Genomic DNA, 25,232 nt, shown 5'->3' with positions numbered 1-25,232 from the left:
GGGAATCGATCAGCCGACGATTTCTTCGGGCTTGAAGAAGAAGGCGATTTCGGTCGCAGCATTTTCGTCCGAATCAGAACCATGCACCGAATTCGCCTCGATCGATTCGGCATGCGCCTTGCGGATCGTGCCTTCGGCGGCGTTTTCGGGATTGGTCGCGCCCATGATGTCGCGATTGCGCTTCACCGCGTCCTCGCCCTCAAGCACCTGCACCACGACGGGCCCTGAAATCATGAAGGCCACCAGATCGTCGAAAAAGGGGCGTTCCTTGTGGACGGCGTAAAAGCCCTCCGCCTGCTTGCGCGTCATCTGGATGCGCTTGGACGCGACGACGCGAAGGCCGGCGTCTTCCAGCATCTTCGTAACGGCGCCGGTAAGGTTGCGACGCGTTGCGTCGGGCTTGATGATCGAAAAGGTCCGGTTCGCGGCCATGGCCGGTCTGGCTCCCATAGTTGAATTGATGTGGAAAAGTGCGCTCGCCCTAGTCGCGCGCCGCAAAGGATGCAAGCGGGCGCGAATCAGGCGGCCTGTTTCCAGCCCCCGCTTTCGGTCTGTTGCCAATACCGGCGTTCGATATCCTCGCGCCCGGCGAGCGATTTCCAGGCATCGCGCGCGGCGGCGATATTGTCGGCGTCGAAAAAATGGAAGACACGCGCGAATTGCAGCGCCCCCTCCCGCCACACATTGTCGGCAATGGCGATGTTCGTCGCGCCATTCGGGGCCTTGACGGTTTCGGCGATCAGCACCGGCTGCTGCGCATCATGCGCGCCGCCCGCACGCGCGTGCGGCAGGAAACTGACGTGCGAATAGCTCCACAGCAGCTTGTCGAGCGCCTCGCGCCGATCAGGTTCGGCCGCGACGACCAGCAGGCGCTCGCCTGTCTGAAGCACCTTTTCGGCGATGCGCGGCAACACCCGGTCAACGGGGCTGAGCGTCAGATGGTAGAAATCGACCTTCATCGCTTCAGCCCCGCCGCTCTCTGCCTCAACCTTCGAAATTATCGGCGACGAAGCGGTCGAGCAAACGCACACCGAAACCGGTGGCACCCTTTTCGTAATTCGGCCCCGCCTTGTCCGCCCATGCCATGCCGGCAATATCGAGATGCGCCCAGCGCACGCCATCTTCGATAAAGCGCTGGAGGAACTGTGCTGCGGTGATCGATCCGGCGGCGCGCGGCCCGACATTCTTCATATCGGCGATCGGCGAATCGAGGAGTTTGTTATAGGCTTCGCCCAGCGGCATCCGCCAGACCTGGTCACCCGACGCCTTGCCAGCCGCGGTGAGTTCGTCGGCAAGCGAGTCGTCATTCGAAAACAGGCCCGCCTGTTCATGGCCCAGGCTGACGATCATCGCGCCGGTCAGCGTGGCAAGGTCGATGATCGTTTTGGGCTTCAGCGTCTGTTGGACCCAGCAAAGCGCGTCGCAAAGCACCAGCCGCCCTTCGGCGTCGGTGTTGATGACCTCGATCGTCTGGCCTGACATCGACGTCACGACGTCACCGGGACGCTGCGCATTGCCGTCGGGCATGTTTTCGACCAGCCCACATACGCCCACGACATTGGCGTTCGCCTTGCGCAGCGCCAGTGCCTTCATCGCGCCGATGACCGCGCCCGCGCCGCCCATGTCCCATTTCATGTCTTCCATGCCCGCGCCGGGCTTCAGCGAGATGCCGCCGCTGTCGAAAGTCACGCCCTTGCCGACAAAGGCAAGATCGGGATCGCCCGACCCTTTGCCGTTCCAGCGCATGACCAGCAGCCGCGCCTCGCGCACCGAACCCTGGCTGACGCCCAGCAGCGCATTCATGCCCAGCTTGCCCATTTCGGCTTCGTCGAGCACGGTCAGTTCGACGCCGAGTTCTTCCAGCGTACGCGCATGGTCGACAAAGCTTTCTGGGTACAGCTTGTTCGCCGGTTCGGAGACCAGCATGCGGGTAAGCGCCATCCCCTGGGTGACCGCGTCAAAGCCCTTCCATGCGGCGTCGGTGCCGTCAGGGGCGGCAATAATTGTCACGGTTTCAAGCGTCGGTTTCGAACGTTCGGACTGCTTGGTGCGATACACGTCATATCGCCATGCCTTCTGGCTGGCACCGGCTGCGAAACGAGCCGCGGCCTTTGCCGTCGGCGCGGCCGAAAGCGCGCCGAACTCGACCGCGACCGATTTCGCGCCGGACGCAATGAACCGAGCCGCCAGCGCGCCGCCCGCACGCTCAAAATCGGTTTCGCTGCCGCCACCGACGCCCAGCAGGACGATGCGTAGCAATGCGCCATCGACACGCGCGAACGTTTCGCTGACCGAACCGGCCTCGCCCTCGAAACGGTTGGCGGCGGCTGCTTCGCGCGCCATTGCGCCGATTTCGGCCTCCAGCGAGCCGGACTGAAGCCGGTCGATCGCGTTTTTCTCAACCGGAAGCGCGATGACCTCCGCGTCGGCGGGACGTTCGGCGGCGAACTTGATATGCATGCGGACGGGTTTCCTTTTTGGCTCGATTGCGCTTGTGGCGCCCATGTAGGGATAAAGCACGGGATCGGCAAAGCCAGCTTCGGATTGCCCTTCCCCGCCGCCGGTGCGATAGGGCGGATTCGCCGCCTTCGCGGGGTGCGGCGTGCGGGGTATCAGGGAGTGAGTGGAAAAATCGTGACGCGTAACCCACGCCTGCTTTCCTGCGCGATGACGCTGCCGGTTCTGTGGGCCCTGCCCGCCATGGCGCAGGATCTGGGCGAACGCCCCGTTTCCCCGCCACCGCCGCTCTCCGCCGCCGATGCTCCGGCGAATGACGACCAGATCGCGTTCAGCGCCGACACGCTGGAATATGACAATACGAATGACATCGTCACCGCTTCCGGCGATGTCCGCCTGTCGCGCCAGGGTAACCGGCTGCGCGCCGATCAGGTGACGTGGAACCGCGCGAACGGGAAGGTCGTGGCGACCGGCAATATCGCGGTCACCAATCCCGAAGGCGATATCGCCTATGGCGACCGTATCGAACTTACCGATGCGTTGAAGGGCGGCGCGATCCAGAATATGCTCGTCGTTCTCGATCAGGGCGGCAGGCTGGCGGCGCAAAGCGGAAATCGCGACGAAAACGGCGTCATCACGGTCGACCATGCTGCCTATACCGGCTGTTCGGTCACCGATTCGAACGGGTGCCCGAAAGAGCCTTCATGGAAGATCACCGCGCGCAAGGTCGTTTATGATCCGGCGGTCGGGCGTATCCGCTATACCGGTGCTACACTGCAACTGTTCGGCCTGCCGATCGTGCCGCTTCCCGCCTTTTCCCATCCCGTGGGCGGGCATAGCGATGGCGGCCTGTTGTCCCCGTCGCTGCGGTACGACCGCGTCAACGGGCTTGAAGCGGCGGTTCCCTATTTCATCAGCTTCGCATCCGACCGCGATCTGACGATCACGCCGCATATATTCAGCGACGCCCTGCCGATGCTGGAGGGGCAGTATCGCGAACTGAGCGATACCGGCGCGTTTCAGGTGACGGGTTATCTCACCTATAGCCGCCAGACCGACGACCGGATCGATACCGATGCACAGGTCAGCAGCAATAATCAGGTTCGCGGCTATCTGGACGGTACGGGGGAGTTTCAGTTTTCGCCCAATTGGGACGTCAGCGCCTCGATCCGGCTGGCGAGCGACCGGACATTTCTTCGCCGCTACGATATTTCGCGCGATGACAGGTTGCGCAACAATGTCAGGCTGGAGCGGATCGACCGGAACAGCTATTTCTCGATCAACGGCTGGGCGGTCCAGACGCTGCGCACTGACGAAGTGCAAGGGTTGCAGCCGATCGCGCTGCCGGAAATCGACTATCGCCGCCGTATTGAAAATGTGCTGGCGGGCGGCACGCTGAACCTGCAACTCAACAGTCTGGCGATCACCCGCACCGCCGGGCAGGATACGCAGCGTGCATTCGCCTCCGCGCAATGGGATCTGCGCCGCCTCACCCGCTGGGGCCAGGAAGTGACGCTGACCGGCTATGTGCGTGGCGATCTGTATCACACGTCCGACATTCTCGCGACTGATGTCGAAAGCTATCGCGGCGAAGCGGGGTTTCAGGGGCGCGCGATCGCCGCGGTGGCGATCGACGTCAAATGGCCTTTCGTCGGCAGCTTCCTTTCGGGGACGCAGCGTTTGACGCCGCGGGTGCAGGTCGTGGCATCGCCGCCGATCCGCAATCTCGACATTCCCAACGAGGATGCGCGCGCGGTCGATCTTGAAGATTCGAACCTGTTCGCGCTCAACCGCTTCCCCGGATATGACCGGTTCGAGGATTCGACCCGCTTTACCTATGGGCTCGACTGGGCGGTGACGCTGCCCGGCATCTCGATCAACGCGACCGCCGGGCAAAGCTATCGCCTCTCGTCGCAGGACAGCATCCTGCCGGACGGAACGGGGCTTACCGATCGGTTTTCCGATATTGTCGGCCGCACCGAAGTGCGTTTTCGCGACTTTGTTTCGCTCACCCATCGCTATCGGCTGGACAAGGATAATCTGGCGGTCCGTCGGAACGAGATTGATGCGACGATCGGTTCGCGCAAAACCTATCTTCTGCTCGGCTATCTCCGGCTCAACCGGAACATCACTACCGAACTGGAGGACCTGCGCGATCGTGAAGAGGCGCGAATCGGGGGCCGGGTGGCCTTTGCCCGCTTCTGGTCGGTATATGGTTCGGCGACGGTCGACCTTACCGATAAGTACGAGGACCCGACGTCGCAATCCGACGGGTTCGATCCCGTTCGCCATCGCCTTGGCGTTGCGTATGAGGATGATTGCCTGAAGCTTGGCGTCAGCTGGCGGCGCTATTATGAGGATACCGGCGACGCGCGGCGGGGAAACAGTTACCTGCTTACCCTTTCGTTCAAGAATCTTGGCCGCTAAGCCGGGGTTCAGACGAACAATGCGAAGAAATGCACCCAGCGGCCGCGACCGCCAGGAAAACGAGGTTCGAAACCAGGTGATCAAATTGACTTCGAAGGCTACGCGTTTTTCGCGCGTCGTATTGGCGATGAGCGGCATGGTTGCCGCCACCGCGCTGTCGGCGCAGACGGTGTCCGACGACCAGACCCCCGATGCGGGACTGAACCTGCCCAAGAACCTTCAGATTTTCGGCGATGTTGATCCGAACGTTCGTAAACCCACCGCGATCGTGAACAACAGCGTCATCACCGGAACCGATGTCGATCACCGGCTGGCAATGGTCGCTTCGCTGAACAAGATGCAGGTCAGCGCCGATGATCGCCAGCAGTTGAAATTGCAGGTGCTGCGTTCTCTGATCGACGAAACGCTGCAAATCCAGCAGGCAAAGGCGAACGACATCACGGTCAGTTCGGACGAGATCGACCAGAGCTATGCCCGGATCGCCAACCGATTCAACAAGACGCCGAAGGAGTTCGGCGATTATCTGCGCGAGATCGGGTCCGCCCCGGCGTCGCTGAAACGGCAGATTGAGGGCGAGATCGCCTGGAGCCGCCTATTGCAACGACAGGTCGAACCCTTTGTAAATGTCGGCGATGCCGAGGTGAACGCGATCCTCGACCGGATGAAGGCGTCGAAGGGCGCTGAGGAATATCATCTGAAGGAAATCTACCTCCCCTCCAGCGACGGCAGTCCTGAGCAGGTGGTGGCAAAGATGAAGGACATCACCGAAAAGCTGAAACAGGGCGTTCCGTTCGAAAGCCTTGCGCGCACCTATTCGCAAGCGACAACCAGCGTGCGCGGCGGCGATCTGGACTGGGTGCGCACCGACATGCTGCCGACATCGATGGTCGAAGCGGTGCAGAATATGCAAGTGGGGCAGATCGCCGGTCCGGTTCAGGTTCCGGGCGGCTATTCACTGCTGTATCTGGTCGACCAGCGTCAGGTTCTGACTGCCGATCCGCGCGATGCGGTGCTCAGCCTGCGTCAGATGACGCTCAACTTCGGTGCCGGGACCAGCGAAGCACAGGCGCAGGCCAAGGCGCAGGCGCTCGCCAGTGCGGCGAAGGACCTGCATGGATGCGGCGCGGTGCCGGGTGTGGCCGGGAAGCTGGGCGCCGAGGTGGTCGATAACGACTCGGTGCGGATTCGCGATTTGCCGCCCCAGCTTCAGGATATCATGATGAAGCTGAAAGTCGGGGAAGCCACCCCGCCGTTCGGATCGATGGACCAGGGGGTTCGCGTGCTTGTGCTGTGCGGTCGCGACGATGCGAAAAGCGCCGGCCTGCCCTCACCCGACAAGGTTCAGGCCCAGTTGGAACAGCAGCGCGTCAATCTGCGCGCGCAACGCATGCTGCGCGATCTGAGGCGTGATGCCATCATCGAATATCGCTGAGGGGATAGCCATGACGCGCCCGCTCGCCGTCGCGATGGGCGATCCCGCCGGAATCGGGCCTGAAATCATCGCCAAGGCATGGCAGGCGCGCCAGCTGCATCAACTTCAACCCTTTTTCGCGGTGGGTAATATCCGGGCGATCGAAGCAGTGTGGGATGGTCCGGTCCGCACGATAGGCGAACCCGATGAAGCGACCGACGTGTTCGCCGACGCGCTTCCGCTGCTGTCGGTGGGCGATCGCCACGCGGTTTCACCGGGCAATGCCGATATTTCGGGGGCAAGGTCGGCGCTTCAGGCGCTGGAACTTTCCGTCGGTCTGGCGCGATCGGGCGCTGCGGGCGCGCTGGTGACCGCACCGGTGTCGAAGGCGCGGCTGTATGATATCGGCTTCACCCATCCCGGTCAGACCGAATTCGTCGCTGAACGTTGCGGGGTGTCGAAGGACAACGCGGTTATGATGCTTGCCGGGCCGACGCTGCGTGTCGTCCCGATCACGACCCACATCCCGCTTGCCAAAGTCAGTGAAACGCTCTCGGTCGATCTGATCGTCCGCAAGGGGCATGCGACGGCGCGCGGACTGCAGCGCAATTTCGGAATTGAAAAGCCGCGCCTGGCCTTTGCCGGGTTCAATCCCCATGCCGGCGAAAGCGGCGCAATCGGCACCGAGGAGATTGATTATTTCATCCCGGCGGTCGAAAGACTGCAACGTGACGGGATCGACGCGGCGGGGCCTTTCGCCGCCGATACGATGTTCCACCCGCGCGCGCGCGCCACGTTCGATGCGGCGCTGTGCCCCTATCACGATCAGGCGCTGATCCCGATCAAAACGCTGCACTTCGACGAAGGCGTCAACATCACCCTCGGCTTGCCGATCGTCCGGACCTCGCCCGATCACGGGACCGCGTTCGGCATCGCGGGCAGCGATCAGGCCGAGCCGGGCGCTATGATCGCGGCGATCCGGCTTGCCGCCTCGGCTGCCGGGCGGCGGGAAAAGGCCGGTATCACGGCATGAGCGAAGGCCCGGCGTTGCCGCCGTTAAGGGACGTCATTCGCGAACACGGATTGTCGGCCAGCAAGGCGCTGGGCCAGAATTTCCTTTTCGATTCGCAGCTTCTGACGCGCATCGCAGCCATTCCGGGCGACATTGCGGAACGCGACGTTCTGGAAATCGGTCCCGGCCCCGGCGGTCTTACGCGCGCCCTGCTCGCCGCCGGAGCGAACGTTACCGCGATCGAACGCGACCATCGCTGCATCCCGGCGCTCGAACAGCTTGGGCAAGCCTATCCTGACCGATTGCGCCTGATCGAAGGCGATGCGCTGACCATCGATATGCCGGGTCTGTTTGTCGCGCCGCCTGCGATCGTGGCGAATCTGCCCTATAATGTCGGGACCGCGCTGTTGGTCGGATGGCTTTCGGCCGAATGGCGGCCCTGGTGGCGCAGCCTGACGCTGATGTTCCAACGCGAGGTTGCCGAACGGATCGTCGCACGCCCCGGCAGTGGTGCCTATGGTCGGTTGGCGGTGCTTTCGCAGTGGCGCAGCGAAGCGCGGATCGCGATGCCGGTGCATCGATCCGCGTTCACCCCACCCCCGAAGGTCATGTCGGCGGTAGTGCATATCACGCCGGGCAATGCGCCAGACGGGGTTTCTCCCGAAACACTGGGGATGGTCACCGCGGCCGCGTTCGGGCAGCGGCGCAAGATGCTTCGGCAATCGTTGAAAAGCGTACCCGGCGCGCTCGCCGCACTGGAAACGCTGGGAATCGATCCCACGCGTCGGCCGGAGACGCTGGCAATCGAGGATTTCGTCGCGCTTGCACGCGCGTTGCAGCCTATTGTTTAGACGTTGCTTCTGCCTCGCCTTGCGGCTTCGCATTTTGCTGGGCGGTCGCGGTGGGGGGAGGTCCCTTGGCGATGACGGCGGAAAGCTGAGTCGCGGCGGCGCAAGTTTCGTTGCCGCAAATCTTTTCGATCTTGGTCAGGTTTTCCTTCGCGCGGACGACCGCCCCCTTGGTCACCATCGCTTCGCCCTGTCCCTGAAGCGCCTCTACATCATTGGGTTCCAGCGTCAGCGCTTCGCGATACAGGCGGATCGCACGGCCGGGCAGCCCCTGCCCGCGCGCCACCTTCGCCAGCACCACGAACGCCTTGCGGTTGCGCGGATCGACCGCAAGCGCGGTTTCCAGCGTTTCGCGCGCGCCGGTGAGATTTCCGGCGGCAAGCTTTGCCTCGCCCTGCTTCAGCAGCGCCATCGAACGCGCATCGATCTGATCATCGGGGCGCTGCCCGTATAGCGAGGTCGAAACGCAGGTCAGGGTAAGCGCGATTGCCGCCGAAACCGAGGTGAAACGCATGAGTGTCTCCGAAACTGGACGCTTGGCGCGGGCTAGCATGCGCGAACGAGCCTTGCGACAAAAAAGCCGTCGGTGCCGTCGCTTGCGGGCGTCAAACGCATTCCCTTCGCGTGAACGCTCCCGGCGGGTAATGCAAGCGCTTCGGCCCGCCAATCGGGATGCCGGTCGAGGAAAGCGTCAATCTGCGCCGCGCCTTCATCGTCGAGCAGCGAACATACGATATGCACAAGCGCGCCGCCCGGCCGAACGAGCGCTGCGCCGATATCGAGCAGACGCGCCTGTATCTGCACAAGCCGACGAAGCCGCTGCGGCGTCAGCCGCCAGCGTGCCTCCGGGTTGCGTCGCCATGTGCCGGTGCCCGAACAAGGCGCATCGACCAGCACGACATCGGCGGATTGTCCGATGTCGGTCAGCGCTTCGCTTTCCAGGCCAGGATCAAGCAATCGGGTTTCAGCGATGGTCACCCCGGCGCGTTCGGCGCGCGCGGGCAGGCGCGAAAGCCTTGCCCGATCGGTATCGGTGGCGAGGATTTGCCCGCGATCTGCCATCATTGCCGCCATGGCCAGCGTCTTGCCGCCACCGCCGGCGCACAGATCGACGACCGACATCCCGGGGGCAGCACCGGTCGCCAGCGTCACGATCTGACTGCCCGCATCCTGCACTTCGAATGCTCCGGCCTCGAATAGCGGGTGGTGTTCCAATCGGCTGTCGGCCGGAAGGCGCACGCCCAGCGGCGGCGCACCGATGGGTTCGGCATTGAGTGTTCCACTCACCGTATCGAGCGTGGCGCGAAGCGGATTGACGCGAATGTCGAGCGGCGCGCGATCGAGCAGCGCCGCCTGTTCCGCTTCGCCGATTGCCGATGCTTTCAGCGCATCGACCAGCCATTGCGGCGCGATGCCGGGTTCGGCAACCGGCTCATCTGCCGCGATCGCCGCCGGACCATATTCGCCATGCCCGAAATGCTCAGCGATTTCCGGGCGGACACGGGCAAGCGCAAGCATCGCGGCGCGCCCGCTTTCGGGGCATTCGCCGAGCAAGCGGATCGCATCATAGACCAGCGCGCGAACGGCGCGCCGATCCTTCGACCCGGCATAGCGCCGTGCGGCGAAATAGCGCGCGATCAGCGTATCAGCCGCCGCGCCCTGATCGCGCGCTGCGGCGATAATCTGATCGAGCAGCTCGATTGCCGCCTGAGTACGTGCAGCCGGCGTCATGCGACGTGCTCAGCGGCTCGGATAATTGGGCGCCTCGCGCGTGATGGTGACGTCGTGAACATGGCTTTCGCGAAGGCCCGCGTTGGTGATGCGAACGAAACGCGCCTTTTCCTGCATCTCCGGAATCGTGCGAGCACCGGTATAACCCATCGCCGCCTTCACTCCGCCGACAAGCTGGTGAATGACATCGCGCGCAGCCCCCTTATAGGGGACCTGGCCTTCGATTCCCTCCGGCACCAGCTTGAGCTGATCCTTGATATCCTGCTGGAAATAGCGGTCGGCCGAGCCCTTGGCCATCGCGCCGACAGAACCCATGCCGCGATACGCCTTATAGGCACGGCCCTGATAGAGGAACGTTTCGCCCGGCGCTTCCTCAGTCCCGGCGAGCAGCGATCCGACCATCACCACCGACGCGCCCGCCGCGATCGCCTTCGCCATGTCGCCGGACGTGCGCACCCCGCCATCGGCAATCACCGGAACGCCCGATTTCTTCGCTTCCGCGGCCGCTTCCATGACCGCGGTCAGCTGCGGTACGCCTACGCCCGCCACGACGCGCGTGGTGCAGATCGATCCCGGTCCGATCCCGACCTTGATCCCGTCGGCCCCCGCATCGATCAGCGCCCGCGTCGCTTCGGGTGTCGCGACATTTCCCGCAATGACCTGAACCGAATTGGACAGTTTCTTGGTCCGTTCGACAGCGCGTGCGACATCGCGGTTATGGCCGTGCGCGGTATCGATGACGATCAGGTCGACATCGCCATCGATCAGCGCTTCGGTACGCGCGAACCCGGCGTCTCCGACGGTGGTCGCTGCTGCCACGCACAACCGCCCCGCCGCGTCCTTGGTCGCGTTGGGATAGGTTACCGCCTTTTCGATGTCCTTCACCGTGATCAGGCCAACACAACGATAGGAATCATCGACCACCAGCAGCTTTTCGATACGGCGCTGGTGCAGCAAGCGGCGCGCTTCTTCCTGGGTCACGCTGGCCGAGACGGTGGCCAGATTTTCGTGCGTCATCAGTTCGGACACCGGCTGGCCCGGATTTTCGGCGAAGCGCACGTCGCGATTGGTCAATATGCCGACCAGCTTTCCCGACGGCTCGGTCACGGGAATGCCGCTGATATGATGACGCTCCATCAGCATCTGCGCATGCGACAGCGGCGCATCGGGCGCGATAGTGATGGGGTTCACAACCATGCCAGATTCAAAGCGCTTCACCTGCCGCGCCGCCGCCACCTGCTCCTCGATCGACAGGTTGCGGTGAAGCACGCCGATACCGCCAAGCTGCGCCATGACGATCGCCATATCCGCTTCGGTCACGGTATCCATCGCCGACGACATGACCGGAATATTCAGCGCCAGTTCGCGAGTCACCCGGGTTTTGGTGTCCGCCTTGCTCGGCACCACTTCGGATTCGGCGGGGTACAGCAGAACGTCGTCAAAGGTGAGACCGAGAGGGATTTCCATGGGGAGCGCCAGTTCCATAAATATAGCTGCAGGAGTCGGGAATTGGCGGCCCATGTAACCGCACGCACCGCACAGCGCTAGTAGGGGAACAACAAAAGCGGGCGGTTGCGGCGTTCAAACCGATCCGGGATGGGATCGAAACGCCATGGCGTCACTCTTCGCCTTCGGGACCGCCGATCCCCTCAGGATAAGGGGCTCGCTGCGGCGGATGCACCGGATCGGGAATGCGACCGGGCGCGTCTTTCCATTCGGCGCTGCCCAGTTCGGCACGCGTGCGGGGGAAGGCCTCGGGCATTTCGTCGCGGATGAAAGCAAGCATCTTTTCCCGGATTGCGCAGCGAAGGTCGAACGTCCGCGGCGAATTGGAAGCCGTCGCCAGCATCCTGATCTCGATCGCCGACGCATTGGCGTCTGTTACCTGCAACACTTTTCCGCGCCCGTCGAACAGTGGTTCCTTGACCACAACCTCTTCGAAATGGTCGCGCAGCCGGGCGATGTCGGCACTCGGGTCCAGATAGAGGAATACCGATCCGAGCAGCCCTGCCCCGTCGCGGGTCCAGTTCTGGAACGGTTCGTCGAGAAATTTAGAAACCGGTACGATAAGGCGGCGCTGGTCCCAGATTTTTATCACGACATAGGTGAGTTTTATTTCCTCTACCCAACCCCATTCATCGGCAATAATCACAGCATCATCGATGCGGATCGGCTCTGTGAACGCCATCTGCACGCCGGCGATAAGGTTCTTTAGCGCGGGCTGTGCCGCTGCACCCACCGCCAGGCCGACAAGACCCGCGGACGCCATCAGCGTAACCCCCACGCTACGCACGCCGGGGATCGACAGCAGCATCAGGCAGATGGTGATGAACGCGACGATGATCGTGGCGATGCGGCCCAGGATCATGCTGCGCGTGCGCCGCCGTCGTGCCTTCAGATTGTCCTCAACGGTGATGTCGGAACGTATCTCAACAATCTTGGTGCTGGCGCGGATCAGCGATATTGCGAGCCAACCGATCAGCAGTGGCACGATCAGTCCCGCCGCCTGCTTCCATATCGCGTCGGCAGCGGCATCCAGGCTGAGCGCGGAGCGGATCAGCGCAAGACTGATCGCAACGAATATCCATCGCATCGGGCGGAGCGATCGCCGGAACAGAACATCATCGGCGACGAAGCTGGTGTTTCTGGTCAATCGCAGCAGCAGTCGCACAAAAATGCCGTGCGCGGCCAGCGCAAGCAGGATAGCAAGCGCGATCAGTCCGACACTGATCACCGGTTCGGGCACCGTCCAGCCTGCGACCTGAAAATGGTACATGCAGCTTCAAAGGCGGACGAACAAAGTTGTTCCGCAGTGCAGCAATTTTATTGCAGACGCGAAGAAGCCGTTCATCGCTGGCGGATCTGCATTTACACCGTGGCGGTTGTCGGCGGGCGACGTTTGGAGTACGCGCGAAGCCCATGAAACGGTTATGGCGGGAGCGCCAATGAGCGAGACGATCGCGCTCGTCGATGACGACCGCAACATTCTGACCTCGGTATCCATCGCGCTTCAGGCCGAAGGTTTCGTCACGCGCGTTTATGCCGACGGCGATACCGCACTGAAAGCGCTTACCGAAAATCCGCCCGATCTGGCCGTGCTCGATATCAAGATGCCACGCATGGACGGGCTGGAACTGTTGCGCCGGTTGCGCGAAAAAAGTCAGGTTCCGGTTATCTTCCTCACCTCGAAAGATGATGAACTGGATGAGGCGCTCGGTCTTGCCATGGGGGCTGACGATTATATCAGCAAACCCTTTTCGCAGCGGCTGCTGATCGCACGCATCCGCGCGATCCTGCGCCGCACCGAACATGCGGGCGGTGGTGCGGAAGGCGGCGATTTGCCCGAGAGCGCCGATGTGCTGGAGCGCGGCGAACTGAACATGGACCCGGCAAAGCATCGGGTGACGTGGAAAGGCGATGTCGTCACGTTGACCGTTACCGAATTCATGATTCTGGAAGCGCTGGCCCAGCGGCCGGGGGTAGTAAAGACGCGCAACCAGTTGATGGACGCGGCATATCAGGACGACATCTATGTCGATGACCGGACGATCGACAGCCACATAAAGCGCGTGCGGCGCAAATTCCGGCAGGTCGATCCGCAGTTCGACGCGATCGAAACGCTATACGGTGCGGGCTATCGCTTCTCGGAGGAATGACGAGCGCGAGCTTTCGCTGCGCTGGTCCGGGCGCGTATCGCTCACGCCGCGGATACTGGCGGTCAACATTTTCGCGCTCGCCATGCTGGCAGGCGGGTTCTTCTATCTCGATTCCTATCGCACGCGCATCGTCGACAGCCGCGTTGCACAGGCAAGCCGGGAGACGCGGCTGATCGCACAGGCGCTGCTCGCCGCCCCGCCACAGGCGCGAAAGCCGATCATCGCCCGGCTGGCCGCCAGCACCGGCACACGGGTTCGCGTTTACGGCCCCGATTCGCAGCTGGTATCAGACAGCCAGGCGCTGGGCGTGCGCAACTTCCGCCTGATCGATCCTGACAAAGAACCGTGGCAGCAGGATGCGGCGCGGTTTCTGGACGCCGTAATCGATACCGTCGTCGGCGCGCCGCGGGCGCCGCTCTACCGCGACCGGGGTGACGCCGACGGGTCGGCATGGCCCGATGTCAGAACCGCTCGCCACACCGAAAGCACGCCCGCCACCGTCTGGCGCGCGCCGGATCGCACCCCCGTCATTACCGCCGCGACCTCGCTGGACGATGACGGCGTGGTGATGACGACCGTCAATGCGCGCGACATCACCCAGACGGTTCGGCTGGAACGGTTCCGGCTGAGCGTAGTGCTTGCCATCGTCGCGATCGTGTCGATCCTGTTGTCGCTGTTCCTCGCTCGCACGATCGTCCGTCCACTACGTCGATTGGCGCGCGCCGCGGTCCGCGTTCGGCTGGGCCGCGCGCGCGAGGTGGTTGTCCCCCGCCTTCCCTCACGCCGCGACGAAATCGGCCTGCTCGCACGCGCGCTGTCGGACATGAGCCAGGCGTTGCGCGCCCGGATCGACGCGACCGAAGCCTTTGCCGCCGATGTCACGCACGAGTTGAAAAACCCCCTCGCCTCATTGCGCTCGGCGGTGGAGAGCCTTGTCCATGTGCGTGATTCCAAGCTTCAGGAACAGCTCCTCGAAATCGTTCGCGACGATATTCATCGTCTCGACCGGCTGATCAGCGATATTTCGGAAGCATCCCGCCTCGACGCGCAGCTAAGCCGGGCGAAATTCGATCCCGTCGATATCGGTGCGATGCTGGAAGCGCTGATCGAGCAGAATATGAACCGCAATGCCCGGCGCGACGTGCGTATTCATTTCGACCGGGCGACGTCCCGCCCGCTTGTCGTGATGGGCGAAGGCGCGCGGCTGGAACGCGTTTTCGAAAACCTGATCGACAATGCGATATCCTTCTCGCCCGATAGTGGCACGATCGCGGTGTCCGCCGCACGGGGGCCGGGCACCATCACCATTCGTGTCGAAGACGAAGGCCCCGGCGTGCCGCAGGAGCACCGCGAAGCAATCTTCAGCCGCTTTCATTCGGTGCGTCCGGGGGGCGAGGCGTTCGGCAAGCATAGCGGCCTTGGGCTCGCCATTGCCCGCACCATCGTGGAAGGGCATCAGGGAACCATCGCGGTCGAATCGCGCGAAGACCGGTTGAGCGGTGCCAGATTCGTCGTCGAACTGCCCGCAGCCGGCGCGCATGGATAACGGAGCAATAATTGGCCGACCTTTCCTCCGAAACGCTTCATGCCTCGTGCGTGGCGATCGACGGGCGGGCGCTTCTGATCAGCGGCCGGTCGGGCAGCGGCAAATCGGATCTGGCGCTGCGCCTGATCGATCGCGGCGCGGTGCTGGTCAGCGACGATTATACGCGCGTTACTCGATCGGGGCCGCGCCTCCATGCGCGCGCGCCGGACACGATCATCGGCAGGATCGAGGTGCGCGGCGTCGGCATCATCGAAATGCCGCATATACAGGACGTTCCAGTGGCGTTGCTGCTTCGTCTGGAAGAGCGCCCGGAACGGCTGCCCGCATCCTATGATACACAACGGATCGCCGGAGTTGACGTGCCGGTGACGGCATTCGCCGCGCTGGAGCCTTCCGCGCCGATCAAGGCCGAACTGGCGCTTCGCCATGTGGAGACGCAGCGATGAAACGACGCGAATCCAAGCGTATCCTGCTGGTCAGCGGCATGTCGGGCGCGGGCAAATCGACCGTCCTGCGCACGTTGGAGGATCTTGGCTGGGAAGTGGTCGACCAGTTGCCGTTGCTGTTGATCGATCGATTACTGGCCACTGAACTGCCCGATGATGCGGAATATGACGACAAGCCGCTGGCCGTTGGCCTCAGCACCCGGACGCGCGGGTTCGATCCGCGGGGACTGGTTGAACGGATCAAGACGCTGCGTGAGGTGCATGGACACGATATCGGCGTGCTGTTTCTTGACTGCGCGGGTGCCGAGCTGGAAAGGCGCTACGCCGAAACCCGCCGCCGCCACCCGCTCGCCATCGACCGGCCGGCAAGCGACGGCATCGCACGCGAACGCGAACTGCTTGCCCCGCTGCGGCGATGGGCCAACCGCCTGATAGACACCACCCGGCTTTCGGCAAACGATCTCAGTCAGGAAATTCGCGACGATTTCGCAACGCCGGCGATGCGCGAACCCACGCTGTCGATCCTGTCGTTCGGCTATTCACGCGGCATCCCGCGCAACGCCGATCTGGTGTTCGACATGCGTTTCTTGCGAAATCCGCACTGGGATGACGCGCTTCGTCCCGGTACGGGACAGGATCAGGCGGTCGCCGACTATGTCGCAGCGGACCCTGCCTATGCGCAGTCGCTGGAGCAGATCGAAGCGTTGCTGCTGCTATTGCTGCCCCGCTACAGGGAGCAGGGTAAGGCTTACGTAACCATCGCCTTTGGCTGTACGGGCGGGCGTCATCGTTCGGTTCATGTCGCCGAGCGCGTTTCGGCACGGTTGCGCGCTGGCGGTTTTTCCCCCACGGTGCGCCACCGCGATCTAGGATCGGCACCGCAGGATTCGCTGGAAGGGGCGCCGACACAGGTATGAACGGCACGGGAATCATTTTCGCATGATCGGGCTTGTATTGGTGACGCATGGCCGACTGGCCGAAGAATTCGTCACTGCCATGCAGCATGTGGTGGGACAGCAGGACCGGATCGCGACGATCTGTATCGGTCCGGAAGACGATATGGAGGAACGCCGGGCGGATATCGCCAGCGCGATCGAAAGCGTCGATTCGGGGCGCGGCGTAATCGTGCTTACCGACCTGTTCGGCGGCACGCCGTCCAATCTTGCCATCTCACTGATGGAACCGGGGCGCGTCGAAGTGATCGCCGGGATCAACCTTCCTATGCTCATCCGCCTCGGTGGTGCGCGCAAGACGATGCAGGTCGTCGAAGCGGTCGGCGCCGCGCGGGAGGCGGGACGCAAATACATCTCTGTCGCGTCGGAAGTATTGGGTGAGGCGGCGGCGTGAGCCGCGTTTCCCGAACGGTCGCCATGGCCAACAAGCGCGGCCTGCACGCGCGGGCGAGCGCGAAATTCGTTACCCTGGCTTCGGGTCAGCCGGTTGAGATCGAGGTGGAAAAGGACGGTTCGTGCGTCACCGGCACCTCTATCATGGGGCTGATGATGCTTGGCGCGGCCAAGGGCGATTCGATTACGATCAGTGCCGAAGGCGACGGCGCGCAGGACGCGGTCGACGCGCTGGTTGCGCTGGTCGAGGACCGGTTCGGCGAGGATTGAAGCCGAAGCGTCCGATGCCCCGTGAAATCACCGCCTTTTCCAACCCGCTGATCAAGCGGATGCGTGGGCTGCGCGACAAGCGGCATCGGCGCGAGGAAGGGCTGTTTCTGGCCGAAGGGCTTCGCATCCTGACCGAAGCGCGTGAGGAAGGCCATCTGCCGCGCTTCCTGTTCTTCACCGGCGACGGCGCCGAGCACCCGCTTCTTGGCGCACTGATCGAAGCGACCGAGACGGCGGGCGGCGAAGCGCTGAAAACCAGCGCCGACATTCTCTCCAAGCTTTCGGGGAAGGACAATCCCGGTTCGGTGGTGGGCGTGTATGACGAGCTGCCGACGCGGCTTTCCTTGCTCGACCGCACAGCGGCACCGATCTGGCTGGTTGCAGAGCGGCTTCGCGATCCGGGCAATCTGGGCACGATATTGCGCACCGCCGATGCCGTGGGCGCAGGCGGGCTGATCCTAGTCGGCGAATGCGTCGACCCATTTTCGGTCGAAGCTGTCCGCGCCAGCATGGGAGCAATCTTTACCGTGCCGCTGGCGCGAACCGAATGGGGCGATTTCCTGTCCTGGCTGCGATCAGGACCAGGCACGCTCGTCGGACTTAGCCTCGACACCGATCACGATTATCGCGGGCCGGATTATCCCGCGCCCACCTTCCTGCTGACGGGAAACGAGGCGCAGGGAATGCCCGACAGCTATGCCGATGCCTGCGACCTGCTGGTCAAAATCCCGATGGCGGGAAAGGCGGACAGCCTGAACGCCGCCGTCGCGACCGCAGTGATGGCTTATACCGTGCTCGACAAACAGCGCAGGGATTAGGCGGTGTCTGCATTTAGCGCAGCCAGATCACGGCGCATGCGAGGCAGACGAAACCCAAGCAGAGATTGTCTTCTCGCACCGCAGCGCGATACGGCGGAAGCGCTTGAGCTTGTTGAAGAAACATTCGACCTGATGACGCTCTTTTTGTAGAGCCGCCAGTCGATGGGTGGTTTTGCAGTGTGGCTGGGATTGGCCTTGATGTGGGCGCTCGCACCAAGATCATCGGCGATCAAAGCGCGTAGCGGATCGGCATCATAGGCAGCATCGGCAATGACGTGACCCAGGCCCTTCAAACCCTTCAGCAGGGTTTTGGCCTGCGGGGCATCGCCCCGCTACCCTGGCGTCGGATAGATGCGGATCGGCAGGCCGATGGCATCGACCGCAGCGTGCAATTTGGTCGTCAGCCCGCCGCGGATGCGACCGGTCGCGGCAGCCTCCAGCCCCCCTTTTACTCCGCTTGCATCGGCGCGGACTTTCGAGATCGTGCTGTCGATCAGGACATAATCGAAGTCTGGCGTGTCGGTCAGGCTATGAAAAAGACGTTCCCAAACACCAGTATGCGACCAGCGCCGGAACCGGGCATGTACCCCTGTCCACTTGCCGAACACCTCTGGCTGATCACGCCAGCGCGCCGCGTTGCCCGCCATCCATAGAATCGCATCCACAAACAGCCGACTGTCCGCGCCGCTACGGCCTCGCGCCCCCTCCCGACCGGGAAGATTGCTCGTCCGTCAGCGTGCGTCTGCTCATCGTCTGGCTCCTCACCAGCTTTGAATCAGAACTTCCGCATAAACCGAATCCCCTAAATGCAGACACCGCCTAGAGGGAAATAGAGGGCGATGGAGTAGACATCGTTCTCATCGCTATCTCGCACGGCCCGCCACTTGCCACTATTGGCTGCTCTGCCTTCTTCGTTTTGCTGTACGGTCCGCTTGGCATCAGGATTACGAAATGGGACGACGGCTTTTGCGATGCGAGACGACGGAGAGGCGGCTGCGCTGAGGCGCTATCGCGGATCGGCGCCCATTGCGCGCAGCGCGAAGGACAGAAGCCGCTCGCTCCGCGCCCTACCCTCCGCAGTAGGAGGAAGCTGCATAAGCAGGGCCAGCAGTTGCAGAAAGTCCTCCGCGTCGATCGGGTCCGAAAGCGCGCCGCTTTCCGCGCAGGCCGTCATCAGCTGCCGGACAGCGTCAACCATCAGCCAGTATGTTTCTGCAAAGTCCTGTTCGGACATGGCGGCTTTGACCATGTCGGCGATACCGTGCTTCTTCCGACTGTAATCAGCAAAAGATACGCACCATAGTCGTAGGGCCTTCAAAGGCGATGTTTCGGCGAGAAGCGACGGTGCAAGTCCTACGAGTGCGTCGATGCCGTCGCGATAAACGCCCAGAACGAGCGCTTCGCGAGTGGGGAAATGACGGTAGAGCGTGCCCTGGCCGACCCCGGCAGCCTTCGCGATCGAATGAAGCGACGCATGGGGATCGGTGGCAAGCATTTCACGCGCCACAGTGAGAAGACGGTCGCGATTATTACGGGCGTCTGAGCGTAGATGAATATCGCAGGACATCGAACCTCTTGACTTAAACGGACACCTGTCCGATCAAGGCGCAATCGGACACATGTCCGTTTTTGCCTTATGGGAGGCGGCAATGCAATATGTGAAGCTGGGCAATTCGGGTCTTGACGTCTCGCCGGTCTGTATCGGCTGCATGGGGTTCGGCAATCCCGCGCGGGGCCATCCGGCCTGGTCGATTAACGAGGAAGCGAGCCGCGCGTTGATCCGTCACGCGCTGGAAGCCGGGATCAACTTCTTCGACACCGCCAACATGTATTCGACCGGGACCAGCGAGGAATTTGTCGGCCGCGCGCTGAAGGCTTTTGTCGCTCGTGACGCCGTCGTCATTGCCACCAAGGTTTCCGGCGCGATGCGCAACGGCCCGAACGCCATCGGCCTGTCGCGCAAGGCGATCCTGGCCGAGGTGGACCATAGCCTGCGTCGGCTCGGCACGGACTATATCGACCTTTATCAGATTCACCGGCGTGATCAGTTGACGCCGTGGGAAGAAACGCTGGAGGCGCTCAATGACGTGGTGAAAGCTGGCAAGGTGCGATATATCGGAGCCTCGTCGATGAAGGCCTGGGAATTTGCCAAAGCATTGAACGTGCAAAAGGCAAACGGCTGGACGCGTTTCATCTCCATGCAGCACAATTACAACCTTGTCGCGCGCGAGGAAGAGCGTGAGATGATCCCGCTCTGCGCCGATGAGGGCGTCGCGACGATGATCTACAGCCCGTTGGCGCGCGGCAAGCTTGCCCGGCCGTGGGGGACAACCACGAAGCGCACCGAAACGGAGCCGGCCGGCGCCGCGCAAAATCCCGCCACGGAGAACAGCGACCACGCCATCGTCGATGCGGTCAACGCAATCGCCGCCGAGCGAGGCGTGAGTGCTGCGGAGATCTCGCTCGCATGGCTGCATCGCAATCCGGTCGTGGCAGCGCCGATCGTCGGTGCACTTAAGGCCAAGCATATCGATGATGCCGTCGCGGCGCTGACGATCACCTTGACCGACGACGAAGCCAGGCGGCTGGAGGAGCCCTATACGCCTCGCGACGACTTCCAGAGCATCTCCACACCGGCCCTGCTTCACCGCTCGATTGAAGAGTCAACCGGTTTCAAGGCGAACGCAGCTCTTGTATGAATTGGAGCGGAATGACACTTAGCGCTGGGGTAAGGCCGCCCCGGATCAACGTGACAGATCGGCTTATTCGCCTGATCGGTTTAAAACAGGGGCGCGACCGTGACTGAGTCATCAACGCCGCGCTTATTCGCATTTCGAACGCATGCGCCGCCGCGCGCAAATAGCGGCGGGGCGAAGCCGAACGAACCGATATTCCCGCGGCGGCGCGCGATAGTGCGCACGCCGCCGCCTGAATTATTTCTTGAGTGAAAGACCGCCGAAGCGCTTGTTGAAGCGCGCGACCTGCCCGCCTGCGTCGACAAGGCGCTGGTTGCCGCCAGTCCAGGCCGGGTGCGACTTGGGATCGATATCAAGCTGAAGCGTGTCGCCTTCCTTGCCCCAGGTGGAGCGGGTTTCGAACACGGTGCCGTCGGTCATCTGCACCTTGATGGTGTGATAGTCGGGATGGCCTTCTTTTTTCACGTCGCTTCTCCATATGGCGGCTGGTTACCGACCAGCCAAAAGGAAGGCGGCGCGGTACACCCGCGCCGCCCATATTGCAAGATATTCGCTTTTGGGTTCAGGACTTGGGCGGATCGGCAATCATCGCGGTGAAATTCGCTTCCGCCGCAAGCTGCCCGTCGATTGAGGCCCGCCCGGTAAATTTACACACGCTCGCGCGTTTTTGAACGAATTCGACGTCGAGTGTCAGCAAAACCCCCGGTTCGACCGGCTTCCTGAATTTCGCATTGTCGATCGCCATGAAATACACAAGCTTGCCCGATCCGGCGAGGTCGAGCGATTCCACCGCCAGAACGCCGGCGGCCTGCGCCAGCGCTTCGACGATCAATACGCCCGGCATGATCGGCCGGCCGGGAAAATGGCCCTGAAAGAATCCCTCGTTCATCGTCACCGCCTTGATTGCGGTGATCCTTTGGTCGCGAACAAGCGATTTGACGCGATCGACCAGCAGCATCGGATAGCGATGGGGCAGCGCCGCCATCACCCGGCCGATGTCGAGCGGGCCGACTTCGTTTTCAGGGCTGCCGCTATCACTCATCGGCTGTTCTGGGCCGGTGCCGTTTGCGTGCTCGACGCGGCTTGGCGCGCCTGCTGCGCGGCCTGAAGCGCCGCTACCTGCTGGATTTGCTGGAGCTGCTGCTGAAGCTGAAGCACCTGACGGCTCGGCTGCCAGTTGGCGGGCGGCGTGATCGCAACGCTCGGTGCGCTCTGATCCAGCTGCGCGACGATCTGGCTGGTGATATCGGCATTATCGGGCGCATAGAGCAGCGCATCGGGCGAAAGCACGATGTTGATCTTTTTGCTGGTAATCACCTGCTGCTGCGCGGCGTCGTATTTCTGGGCGATCTGTTCGATCGCATAGGCCTGCGCCTTCAGCGCCGGTTCGCTAAGCGATTCGATCTCGCTATCGGCCTGATTGAGCTGGGTCAGCACCGGGCTGTTGCTGCTCTTCGCCTTTTGCAGTTCGGCGTCATCGACCTTCTTGTCGTTATTCGTATCGAGCTTTGCGAGCAGCGCCTGACGGCTCTTCCGCTTGGCGTCGATCTGATCGAGGCTGGACTTGTACGTCGTGGTGATCTGCTGGTTCGCGGTCGAAAATGCCTTGCTGCGCGCGATCGCCATGGTCGGCTGCGCCGTTGCGATTCCCGAAACCTGCGCATGGGCGCCCGGAATTGCGGTCATCATGGCGGGAGCGATTATCGCGGCGGCAAGTGCCGTAAGCTGTATCGGTTTCATCAGAATTGCGTCCCTACGTTGAAAGTAAACAATTTGGGGTCATCGCCGGGCTGGGTATAGATTGCCTTGGCGAGATCGAGCCGCAGCGGACCGAACGGCGAATTCCAGTCGACGCCAATGCCGATCGAGATACGCGGCAGCGCGCTGTCGCCCAGATACTGCTCGTAATAGGGCGAAGTCGACGTCGTATAGATCGTGTTCACCGACGTGCCCGAGCAGGTTCCGCCATAGGTGGAGGAATATCCCGTCGAACAGGTTGTGGTGGCGCCCGCATTCTCCGACGCGGTCGAAGGCACCACATAGATTTGCCGGCCGCTGCTGTCGGTCACCGCCGTGGTGCGCGGAAGCAGCGTGGGCGAACCATCGTCATTGTACAGCAGATTTCCGTTGCTGTCAGTGGCCTGATCGAACGCGGTATTGAGCAAGGGTTTTTTCAGCCCGAACAGCGCGCCCACCTGCGCGAAGATCGACGGTCGCAGCCCCAGTTCGCGCGCACCCGAACCCAGCGGGATTTCCAGTTCGGCCTTACCCAGATAATAATATTTGCCGCCGAGCGCATCATCGACACGCGAATCCTTGTCGGTCGACAGCAACTGCGTGCCAGCTTCCGGGTCGCCGGTGTAATAGACGCGCTGGACGCGCGGGCCGATGCCGCGAATGTCGAAGCCGCGGAACTGCTGCTGGCCCAGATAGAAACGGTCGGTGATCCGCACTTCGTCAACGCCTTCGCCGCGATCGCTTTCCAGCGATTTGATCGCGCCGCCTTCGGCCGAAAGTGAGAAGATGAAGCCGCTGCCGACGCTCCAATATTTCGCGGCCTTCGCCGTGGCGCGCAGGAACTGCGTATCGCCACCAACACCGGCGAAATCCAGGCCGACGCTGAACGTTTCGCCCTTGGTCGGGCGCAGGCGACTGTTGAGGCTGTTATACCGGATCTGCGCACCAACCATCGAGGTCAGCCGGTTACCGATGGCGTCGCACAGATACCGTCCGGCCAGCACGGGGTCGCAGGTGTCCTTCACCCCGTCGCCGTCGGTATCCTTGTAATAGGTGCTCTTGCTGAGCGTCACATCGGTTTCGCTGAGCGTATAATTGCCCGACAGCGTCCAGTATTCGGTCAGCGGGACGCCGGTGAAAATCTGGAAACCGGTCGAAACCTGCGAATAGGTAGTGTTGCGCTCATCACCATTGATATAGCTGAACGAGTTGTAATCGCGGCGGAACAGCGTGCCGCCCAGGGCGATCGGACGATCGAACAGATACGGTTCGGTAAAGCCCAGTTCCGCCGATTTGGCATAGGACGACCAGCTAACCTGCGCGCGCGCCGTCTGGCCCATGCCGCGGAAATTGTTCTGCTGGATCGATCCTTGCAGGATGAACCGTTCAAGACTGGAGAAACCGGCCGAAAGCGACAGTTCGCCGGTCGGCTTTTCCTCGACATTCGCGTCGAGGACGATGCGGTCATCGTCCGAACCCTGCGACTGTTTGATTTCGAACTTGTCCTGGAAATAACCCAGCGAGTTGATCCGGTCTTCCGATCGCTTGAGCAGCAGTGAGTTGAACGCATCACCTTCCGCCAGGCGCATTTCGCGGCGGACCACCTTGTCCTTCGTCTGGGTATTGCCGGTGATGTTCACCCGCTCGACATAGGTGCGCTTTGCCTGATTGATGTTGAATTCGACCGCCATGGTGTGATCGTCGCGGTTCGGTGTGAACTCCGGCCGCACATCGGCGAAGGCATAGCCGAAGGTGCCGGCGGTCTGCGTCAGCTGGTCGACAGTGTCCTCGACCATCTTCGCATTATACCAGTCGCCTTCCTTCATCGGCAGGAACTTTTGAAGCTTCTTCTCGTCGAAATCGCGGATGCCGCTGTGCACCGTCACCGGCCCGAACTTATACCGGTCGCCCTCTTCCACCACATAGGTGATGATGAAGTCTTCCTTGTCGGGCGTCAGTTCGGCAACGGCGGAGGTAACGCGGAAATCGGCATAGCCCTGCGTCAGATAGAATTGCCGCAGCTTCTGCTGGTCATAGGACAGCCGGTCCTGATCATAGCTGGTATTCGAACTGAAGACGCGGAACCATTTCGACTGTTTGGTCGCCATCTGGCTGCGCAGTTCGGAATCGGAGAACTTCTCGTTCCCGATGATATTGATCGCGCGAACCTTCGACTTGCCGCCTTCGTGAATTTCGAAAATCACGTCAACGCGATTCTGGTCGAGGCTGACCATCTGCGGATCTACCGTCGCGCCAAAGCGGCCCTGACGCCGATACAGCTCGATGATCCGCGCGACGTCCGCGCGAACCGCGGTTCGGGTAAATATCTGCCGCGGAGCGAGCTTGATCTCCGGCTTGATCTTGTCATCCTTCAGGTGCTTGTTGCCTTCAAGCACGATCCGGTTGATGACCGGGTTTTCCTTGACATGGATGATCAGGTTGCCGGTCTCGACCCCCTCGATCGACACATCGGCCAGGAAGTCGCTGGCCAGCAGGTCCTTGATCGCCTGGTCCACTGTTTCGGTGGTATAAGTCTCGCCGACGCGCAGCTTGGTATAGGACAGCACCGTCGCGGGTTCGATACGCTGCGATCCTTCGACCTTCAGCGATTTGACGACATGCTCCTGCGGCGGGGAGACCAGCGGGCTGGCCGTCGGCGCCGGCAGGGATTCGGCCGGTGCGTTCTGCGCGTCCTGCGCCTGAGCCACGCCGACCCCGCTCAGCATGGTACAGGCCAACGCGACGAACTTCGCGTGCGAGCCGAATTTGAATGCCTTATTCGTTGTCACATTCCCACCCTAATCGGAGAAACCCCTGCACGCCCCCACAGC

24 protein-coding genes and 1 pseudogene are annotated in these 25,232 nt (G+C 62.3%); 12 read left to right on the top strand and 13 right to left on the bottom strand.

All coding sequences use genetic code 11. The annotated features are described in order from the left end of the window. Positions 1-9: 9 nt before the first annotated feature. The 3 genes from ndk to KY084_RS08525 form a co-directional block, all read right to left on the bottom strand. The gene (gene ndk, locus KY084_RS08535; protein WP_219238037.1) at positions 10-432 is read right to left on the bottom strand and encodes a nucleoside-diphosphate kinase; all 423 of its coding nucleotides are present in this window, start codon (positions 430-432) and stop codon (positions 10-12) included. Between the two features lie 86 nt (positions 433-518). Next, complete coding sequence (locus KY084_RS08530) at positions 519-959, bottom strand: DNA polymerase III subunit chi (protein ID WP_219238036.1); 441 nt, start codon at positions 957-959, stop codon at positions 519-521. 25 nt (positions 960-984) lie between these two features. Continuing rightward, complete coding sequence (locus KY084_RS08525; protein WP_219238035.1) at positions 985-2,460, bottom strand: leucyl aminopeptidase; 1,476 nt, start codon at positions 2,458-2,460, stop codon at positions 985-987. Positions 2,461-2,667: 207 nt separating this feature from the next. Here KY084_RS08525 and KY084_RS08520 point away from each other — a divergent pair, with 207 nt between their 5' ends. From KY084_RS08520 to rsmA, 4 genes are all read left to right on the top strand, one after another. Beyond that, positions 2,668-4,884, top strand: a complete 2,217-nt coding sequence (locus KY084_RS08520) for an LPS-assembly protein LptD (protein WP_219238081.1) — start codon at positions 2,668-2,670, stop codon at positions 4,882-4,884. A gap of 76 nt (positions 4,885-4,960) precedes the next feature. Beyond that, complete coding sequence (locus tag KY084_RS08515) at positions 4,961-6,316, top strand: peptidylprolyl isomerase (RefSeq protein WP_343227985.1); 1,356 nt, start codon at positions 4,961-4,963, stop codon at positions 6,314-6,316. A gap of 10 nt (positions 6,317-6,326) precedes the next feature. Continuing rightward, a complete protein-coding gene (pdxA, locus tag KY084_RS08510) occupies positions 6,327-7,328 on the top strand; it encodes a 4-hydroxythreonine-4-phosphate dehydrogenase PdxA (RefSeq protein ID WP_219238033.1) in 1,002 nt (333 codons plus the stop codon). Beyond that, a complete protein-coding gene (gene rsmA, locus KY084_RS08505) occupies positions 7,325-8,158 on the top strand; it encodes a 16S rRNA (adenine(1518)-N(6)/adenine(1519)-N(6))-dimethyltransferase RsmA (protein WP_219238032.1) in 834 nt (277 codons plus the stop codon). Before pdxA ends, rsmA begins: the two co-directional genes overlap by 4 nt. Here the strand turns inward: rsmA and KY084_RS08500 are convergent. The 4 genes from KY084_RS08500 to KY084_RS08485 form a co-directional block, all read right to left on the bottom strand. Further along, positions 8,148-8,669: a tetratricopeptide repeat protein gene (locus tag KY084_RS08500; protein ID WP_219238031.1), complete on the bottom strand. Its 522-nt coding sequence runs from the start codon at positions 8,667-8,669 to the stop codon at positions 8,148-8,150. The two genes, rsmA and KY084_RS08500, sit on opposite strands and share 11 nt — an antisense overlap. Before the next feature lie 32 nt (positions 8,670-8,701). After that, complete coding sequence (locus KY084_RS08495) at positions 8,702-9,886, bottom strand: RsmB/NOP family class I SAM-dependent RNA methyltransferase (RefSeq protein ID WP_219238030.1); 1,185 nt, start codon at positions 9,884-9,886, stop codon at positions 8,702-8,704. A gap of 9 nt (positions 9,887-9,895) precedes the next feature. Further along, positions 9,896-11,353, bottom strand: coding sequence for an IMP dehydrogenase (guaB, locus tag KY084_RS08490; protein ID WP_219238029.1), 1,458 nt, complete (start codon positions 11,351-11,353; stop codon positions 9,896-9,898). A 151-nt stretch (positions 11,354-11,504) separates the two neighbouring features. Next, the gene (locus tag KY084_RS08485) at positions 11,505-12,662 is read right to left on the bottom strand and encodes a mechanosensitive ion channel family protein (protein WP_219238028.1); all 1,158 of its coding nucleotides are present in this window, start codon (positions 12,660-12,662) and stop codon (positions 11,505-11,507) included. 169 nt (positions 12,663-12,831) lie between these two features. On the opposite strand from KY084_RS08485, the gene KY084_RS08480 reads away from it, so the two are divergent. The 7 genes from KY084_RS08480 to KY084_RS08450 are packed head-to-tail and all read left to right on the top strand — an operon-like array spanning position 12,832 to position 17,968. Continuing rightward, a complete protein-coding gene (locus KY084_RS08480; RefSeq protein WP_219238027.1) occupies positions 12,832-13,542 on the top strand; it encodes a response regulator transcription factor in 711 nt (236 codons plus the stop codon). Beyond that, complete coding sequence (locus tag KY084_RS08475; RefSeq protein WP_219238026.1) at positions 13,514-15,088, top strand: sensor histidine kinase; 1,575 nt, start codon at positions 13,514-13,516, stop codon at positions 15,086-15,088. The genes KY084_RS08480 and KY084_RS08475 overlap by 29 nt, the downstream gene beginning before the upstream one ends. Positions 15,089-15,099: 11 nt before the next feature. Then, a complete protein-coding gene (locus KY084_RS08470) occupies positions 15,100-15,534 on the top strand; it encodes an HPr kinase/phosphorylase (protein WP_219238025.1) in 435 nt (144 codons plus the stop codon). After that, on the top strand, positions 15,531-16,451 hold the full coding sequence (gene rapZ, locus KY084_RS08465; RefSeq protein ID WP_219238024.1) for an RNase adapter RapZ: 921 nt from the start codon (positions 15,531-15,533) through the stop codon (positions 16,449-16,451). Before KY084_RS08470 ends, rapZ begins: the two co-directional genes overlap by 4 nt. Before the next feature lie 22 nt (positions 16,452-16,473). Continuing rightward, a complete protein-coding gene (locus KY084_RS08460) occupies positions 16,474-16,881 on the top strand; it encodes a PTS sugar transporter subunit IIA (RefSeq protein WP_219238023.1) in 408 nt (135 codons plus the stop codon). After that, positions 16,878-17,150, top strand: coding sequence for an HPr family phosphocarrier protein (locus KY084_RS08455; protein WP_219238022.1), 273 nt, complete (start codon positions 16,878-16,880; stop codon positions 17,148-17,150). The genes KY084_RS08460 and KY084_RS08455 overlap by 4 nt, the downstream gene beginning before the upstream one ends. A gap of 14 nt (positions 17,151-17,164) precedes the next feature. Beyond that, a complete protein-coding gene (locus tag KY084_RS08450; protein ID WP_219238021.1) occupies positions 17,165-17,968 on the top strand; it encodes a TrmH family RNA methyltransferase in 804 nt (267 codons plus the stop codon). 13 nt (positions 17,969-17,981) lie between these two features. On the opposite strand, the pseudogene KY084_RS08445 reads toward KY084_RS08450, so the two are convergent. Next, a pseudogene (locus KY084_RS08445) lies at positions 17,982-18,718 on the bottom strand (IS5 family transposase). A 256-nt stretch (positions 18,719-18,974) separates the two neighbouring features. Beyond that, positions 18,975-19,535 carry a TetR/AcrR family transcriptional regulator gene (locus tag KY084_RS08440; RefSeq protein ID WP_219238020.1) on the bottom strand — a complete coding sequence of 187 codons (561 nt, stop codon included), beginning with the start codon at positions 19,533-19,535 and terminating at the stop codon, positions 18,975-18,977. 52 nt (positions 19,536-19,587) lie between these two features. On the opposite strand from KY084_RS08440, the gene KY084_RS08435 reads away from it, so the two are divergent. After that, positions 19,588-20,667 (top strand): aldo/keto reductase, encoded by a 1,080-nt coding sequence (locus KY084_RS08435; RefSeq protein ID WP_343227984.1) that lies wholly within the window; start codon positions 19,588-19,590, stop codon positions 20,665-20,667. 234 nt (positions 20,668-20,901) lie between these two features. Here the strand turns inward: KY084_RS08435 and rpmE are convergent, their stop codons facing one another. The 4 genes from rpmE to bamA all read right to left on the bottom strand — a co-directional run bounded on the left by rpmE (position 20,902) and on the right by bamA (position 25,190). Next, positions 20,902-21,129: a 50S ribosomal protein L31 gene (gene rpmE / locus KY084_RS08430; RefSeq protein ID WP_219238019.1), complete on the bottom strand. Its 228-nt coding sequence runs from the start codon at positions 21,127-21,129 to the stop codon at positions 20,902-20,904. Positions 21,130-21,226: 97 nt separating this feature from the next. Next, on the bottom strand, positions 21,227-21,706 hold the full coding sequence (fabZ, locus tag KY084_RS08425; RefSeq protein WP_219238018.1) for a 3-hydroxyacyl-ACP dehydratase FabZ: 480 nt from the start codon (positions 21,704-21,706) through the stop codon (positions 21,227-21,229). Continuing rightward, the gene (locus KY084_RS08420; RefSeq protein WP_219238017.1) at positions 21,703-22,404 is read right to left on the bottom strand and encodes an OmpH family outer membrane protein; all 702 of its coding nucleotides are present in this window, start codon (positions 22,402-22,404) and stop codon (positions 21,703-21,705) included. The genes fabZ and KY084_RS08420 overlap by 4 nt, the downstream gene beginning before the upstream one ends. Further along, positions 22,404-25,190 carry an outer membrane protein assembly factor BamA gene (gene bamA / locus KY084_RS08415; protein WP_425516725.1) on the bottom strand — a complete coding sequence of 929 codons (2,787 nt, stop codon included), beginning with the start codon at positions 25,188-25,190 and terminating at the stop codon, positions 22,404-22,406. The genes KY084_RS08420 and bamA overlap by 1 nt, the downstream gene beginning before the upstream one ends. Between the last annotated feature and the right edge of the window lie 42 nt (positions 25,191-25,232).

The organism is Stakelama flava (assembly GCF_019351405.1).
Classification (GTDB): domain Bacteria; phylum Pseudomonadota; class Alphaproteobacteria; order Sphingomonadales; family Sphingomonadaceae; genus Sphingomonas; species Sphingomonas flava_A.
The sequence above is the reverse complement of the archived record's forward strand: the minus strand, read 5'-3'. Positions and strand labels throughout refer to the sequence as shown.

Coding starts and splice junctions, on each gene's coding strand:
- ndk (WP_219238037.1), bottom strand. CDS start 432: ATGGCCGCGAACCGGACCTTTTCGATCATCAAGCCCGACGCAACGCGT.
- KY084_RS08530 (WP_219238036.1), bottom strand. CDS start 959: ATGAAGGTCGATTTCTACCATCTGACGCTCAGCCCCGTTGACCGGGTG.
- KY084_RS08525 (WP_219238035.1), bottom strand. CDS start 2,460: ATGCATATCAAGTTCGCCGCCGAACGTCCCGCCGACGCGGAGGTCATC.
- KY084_RS08520 (WP_219238081.1), top strand. CDS start 2,668: ATGACGCTGCCGGTTCTGTGGGCCCTGCCCGCCATGGCGCAGGATCTG.
- pdxA (WP_219238033.1), top strand. CDS start 6,327: ATGACGCGCCCGCTCGCCGTCGCGATGGGCGATCCCGCCGGAATCGGG.
- rsmA (WP_219238032.1), top strand. CDS start 7,325: ATGAGCGAAGGCCCGGCGTTGCCGCCGTTAAGGGACGTCATTCGCGAA.
- KY084_RS08500 (WP_219238031.1), bottom strand. CDS start 8,669: ATGCGTTTCACCTCGGTTTCGGCGGCAATCGCGCTTACCCTGACCTGC.
- KY084_RS08495 (WP_219238030.1), bottom strand. CDS start 9,886: ATGACGCCGGCTGCACGTACTCAGGCGGCAATCGAGCTGCTCGATCAG.
- guaB (WP_219238029.1), bottom strand. CDS start 11,353: ATGGAAATCCCTCTCGGTCTCACCTTTGACGACGTTCTGCTGTACCCC.
- KY084_RS08485 (WP_219238028.1), bottom strand. CDS start 12,662: ATGTACCATTTTCAGGTCGCAGGCTGGACGGTGCCCGAACCGGTGATC.
- KY084_RS08480 (WP_219238027.1), top strand. CDS start 12,832: ATGAGCGAGACGATCGCGCTCGTCGATGACGACCGCAACATTCTGACC.
- rapZ (WP_219238024.1), top strand. CDS start 15,531: ATGAAACGACGCGAATCCAAGCGTATCCTGCTGGTCAGCGGCATGTCG.
- KY084_RS08460 (WP_219238023.1), top strand. CDS start 16,474: ATGATCGGGCTTGTATTGGTGACGCATGGCCGACTGGCCGAAGAATTC.
- KY084_RS08450 (WP_219238021.1), top strand. CDS start 17,165: ATGCCCCGTGAAATCACCGCCTTTTCCAACCCGCTGATCAAGCGGATG.
- KY084_RS08440 (WP_219238020.1), bottom strand. CDS start 19,535: ATGTCCTGCGATATTCATCTACGCTCAGACGCCCGTAATAATCGCGAC.
- KY084_RS08435 (WP_343227984.1), top strand. CDS start 19,588: ATGTCCGTTTTTGCCTTATGGGAGGCGGCAATGCAATATGTGAAGCTG.
- fabZ (WP_219238018.1), bottom strand. CDS start 21,706: ATGAGTGATAGCGGCAGCCCTGAAAACGAAGTCGGCCCGCTCGACATC.
- KY084_RS08420 (WP_219238017.1), bottom strand. CDS start 22,404: ATGAAACCGATACAGCTTACGGCACTTGCCGCCGCGATAATCGCTCCC.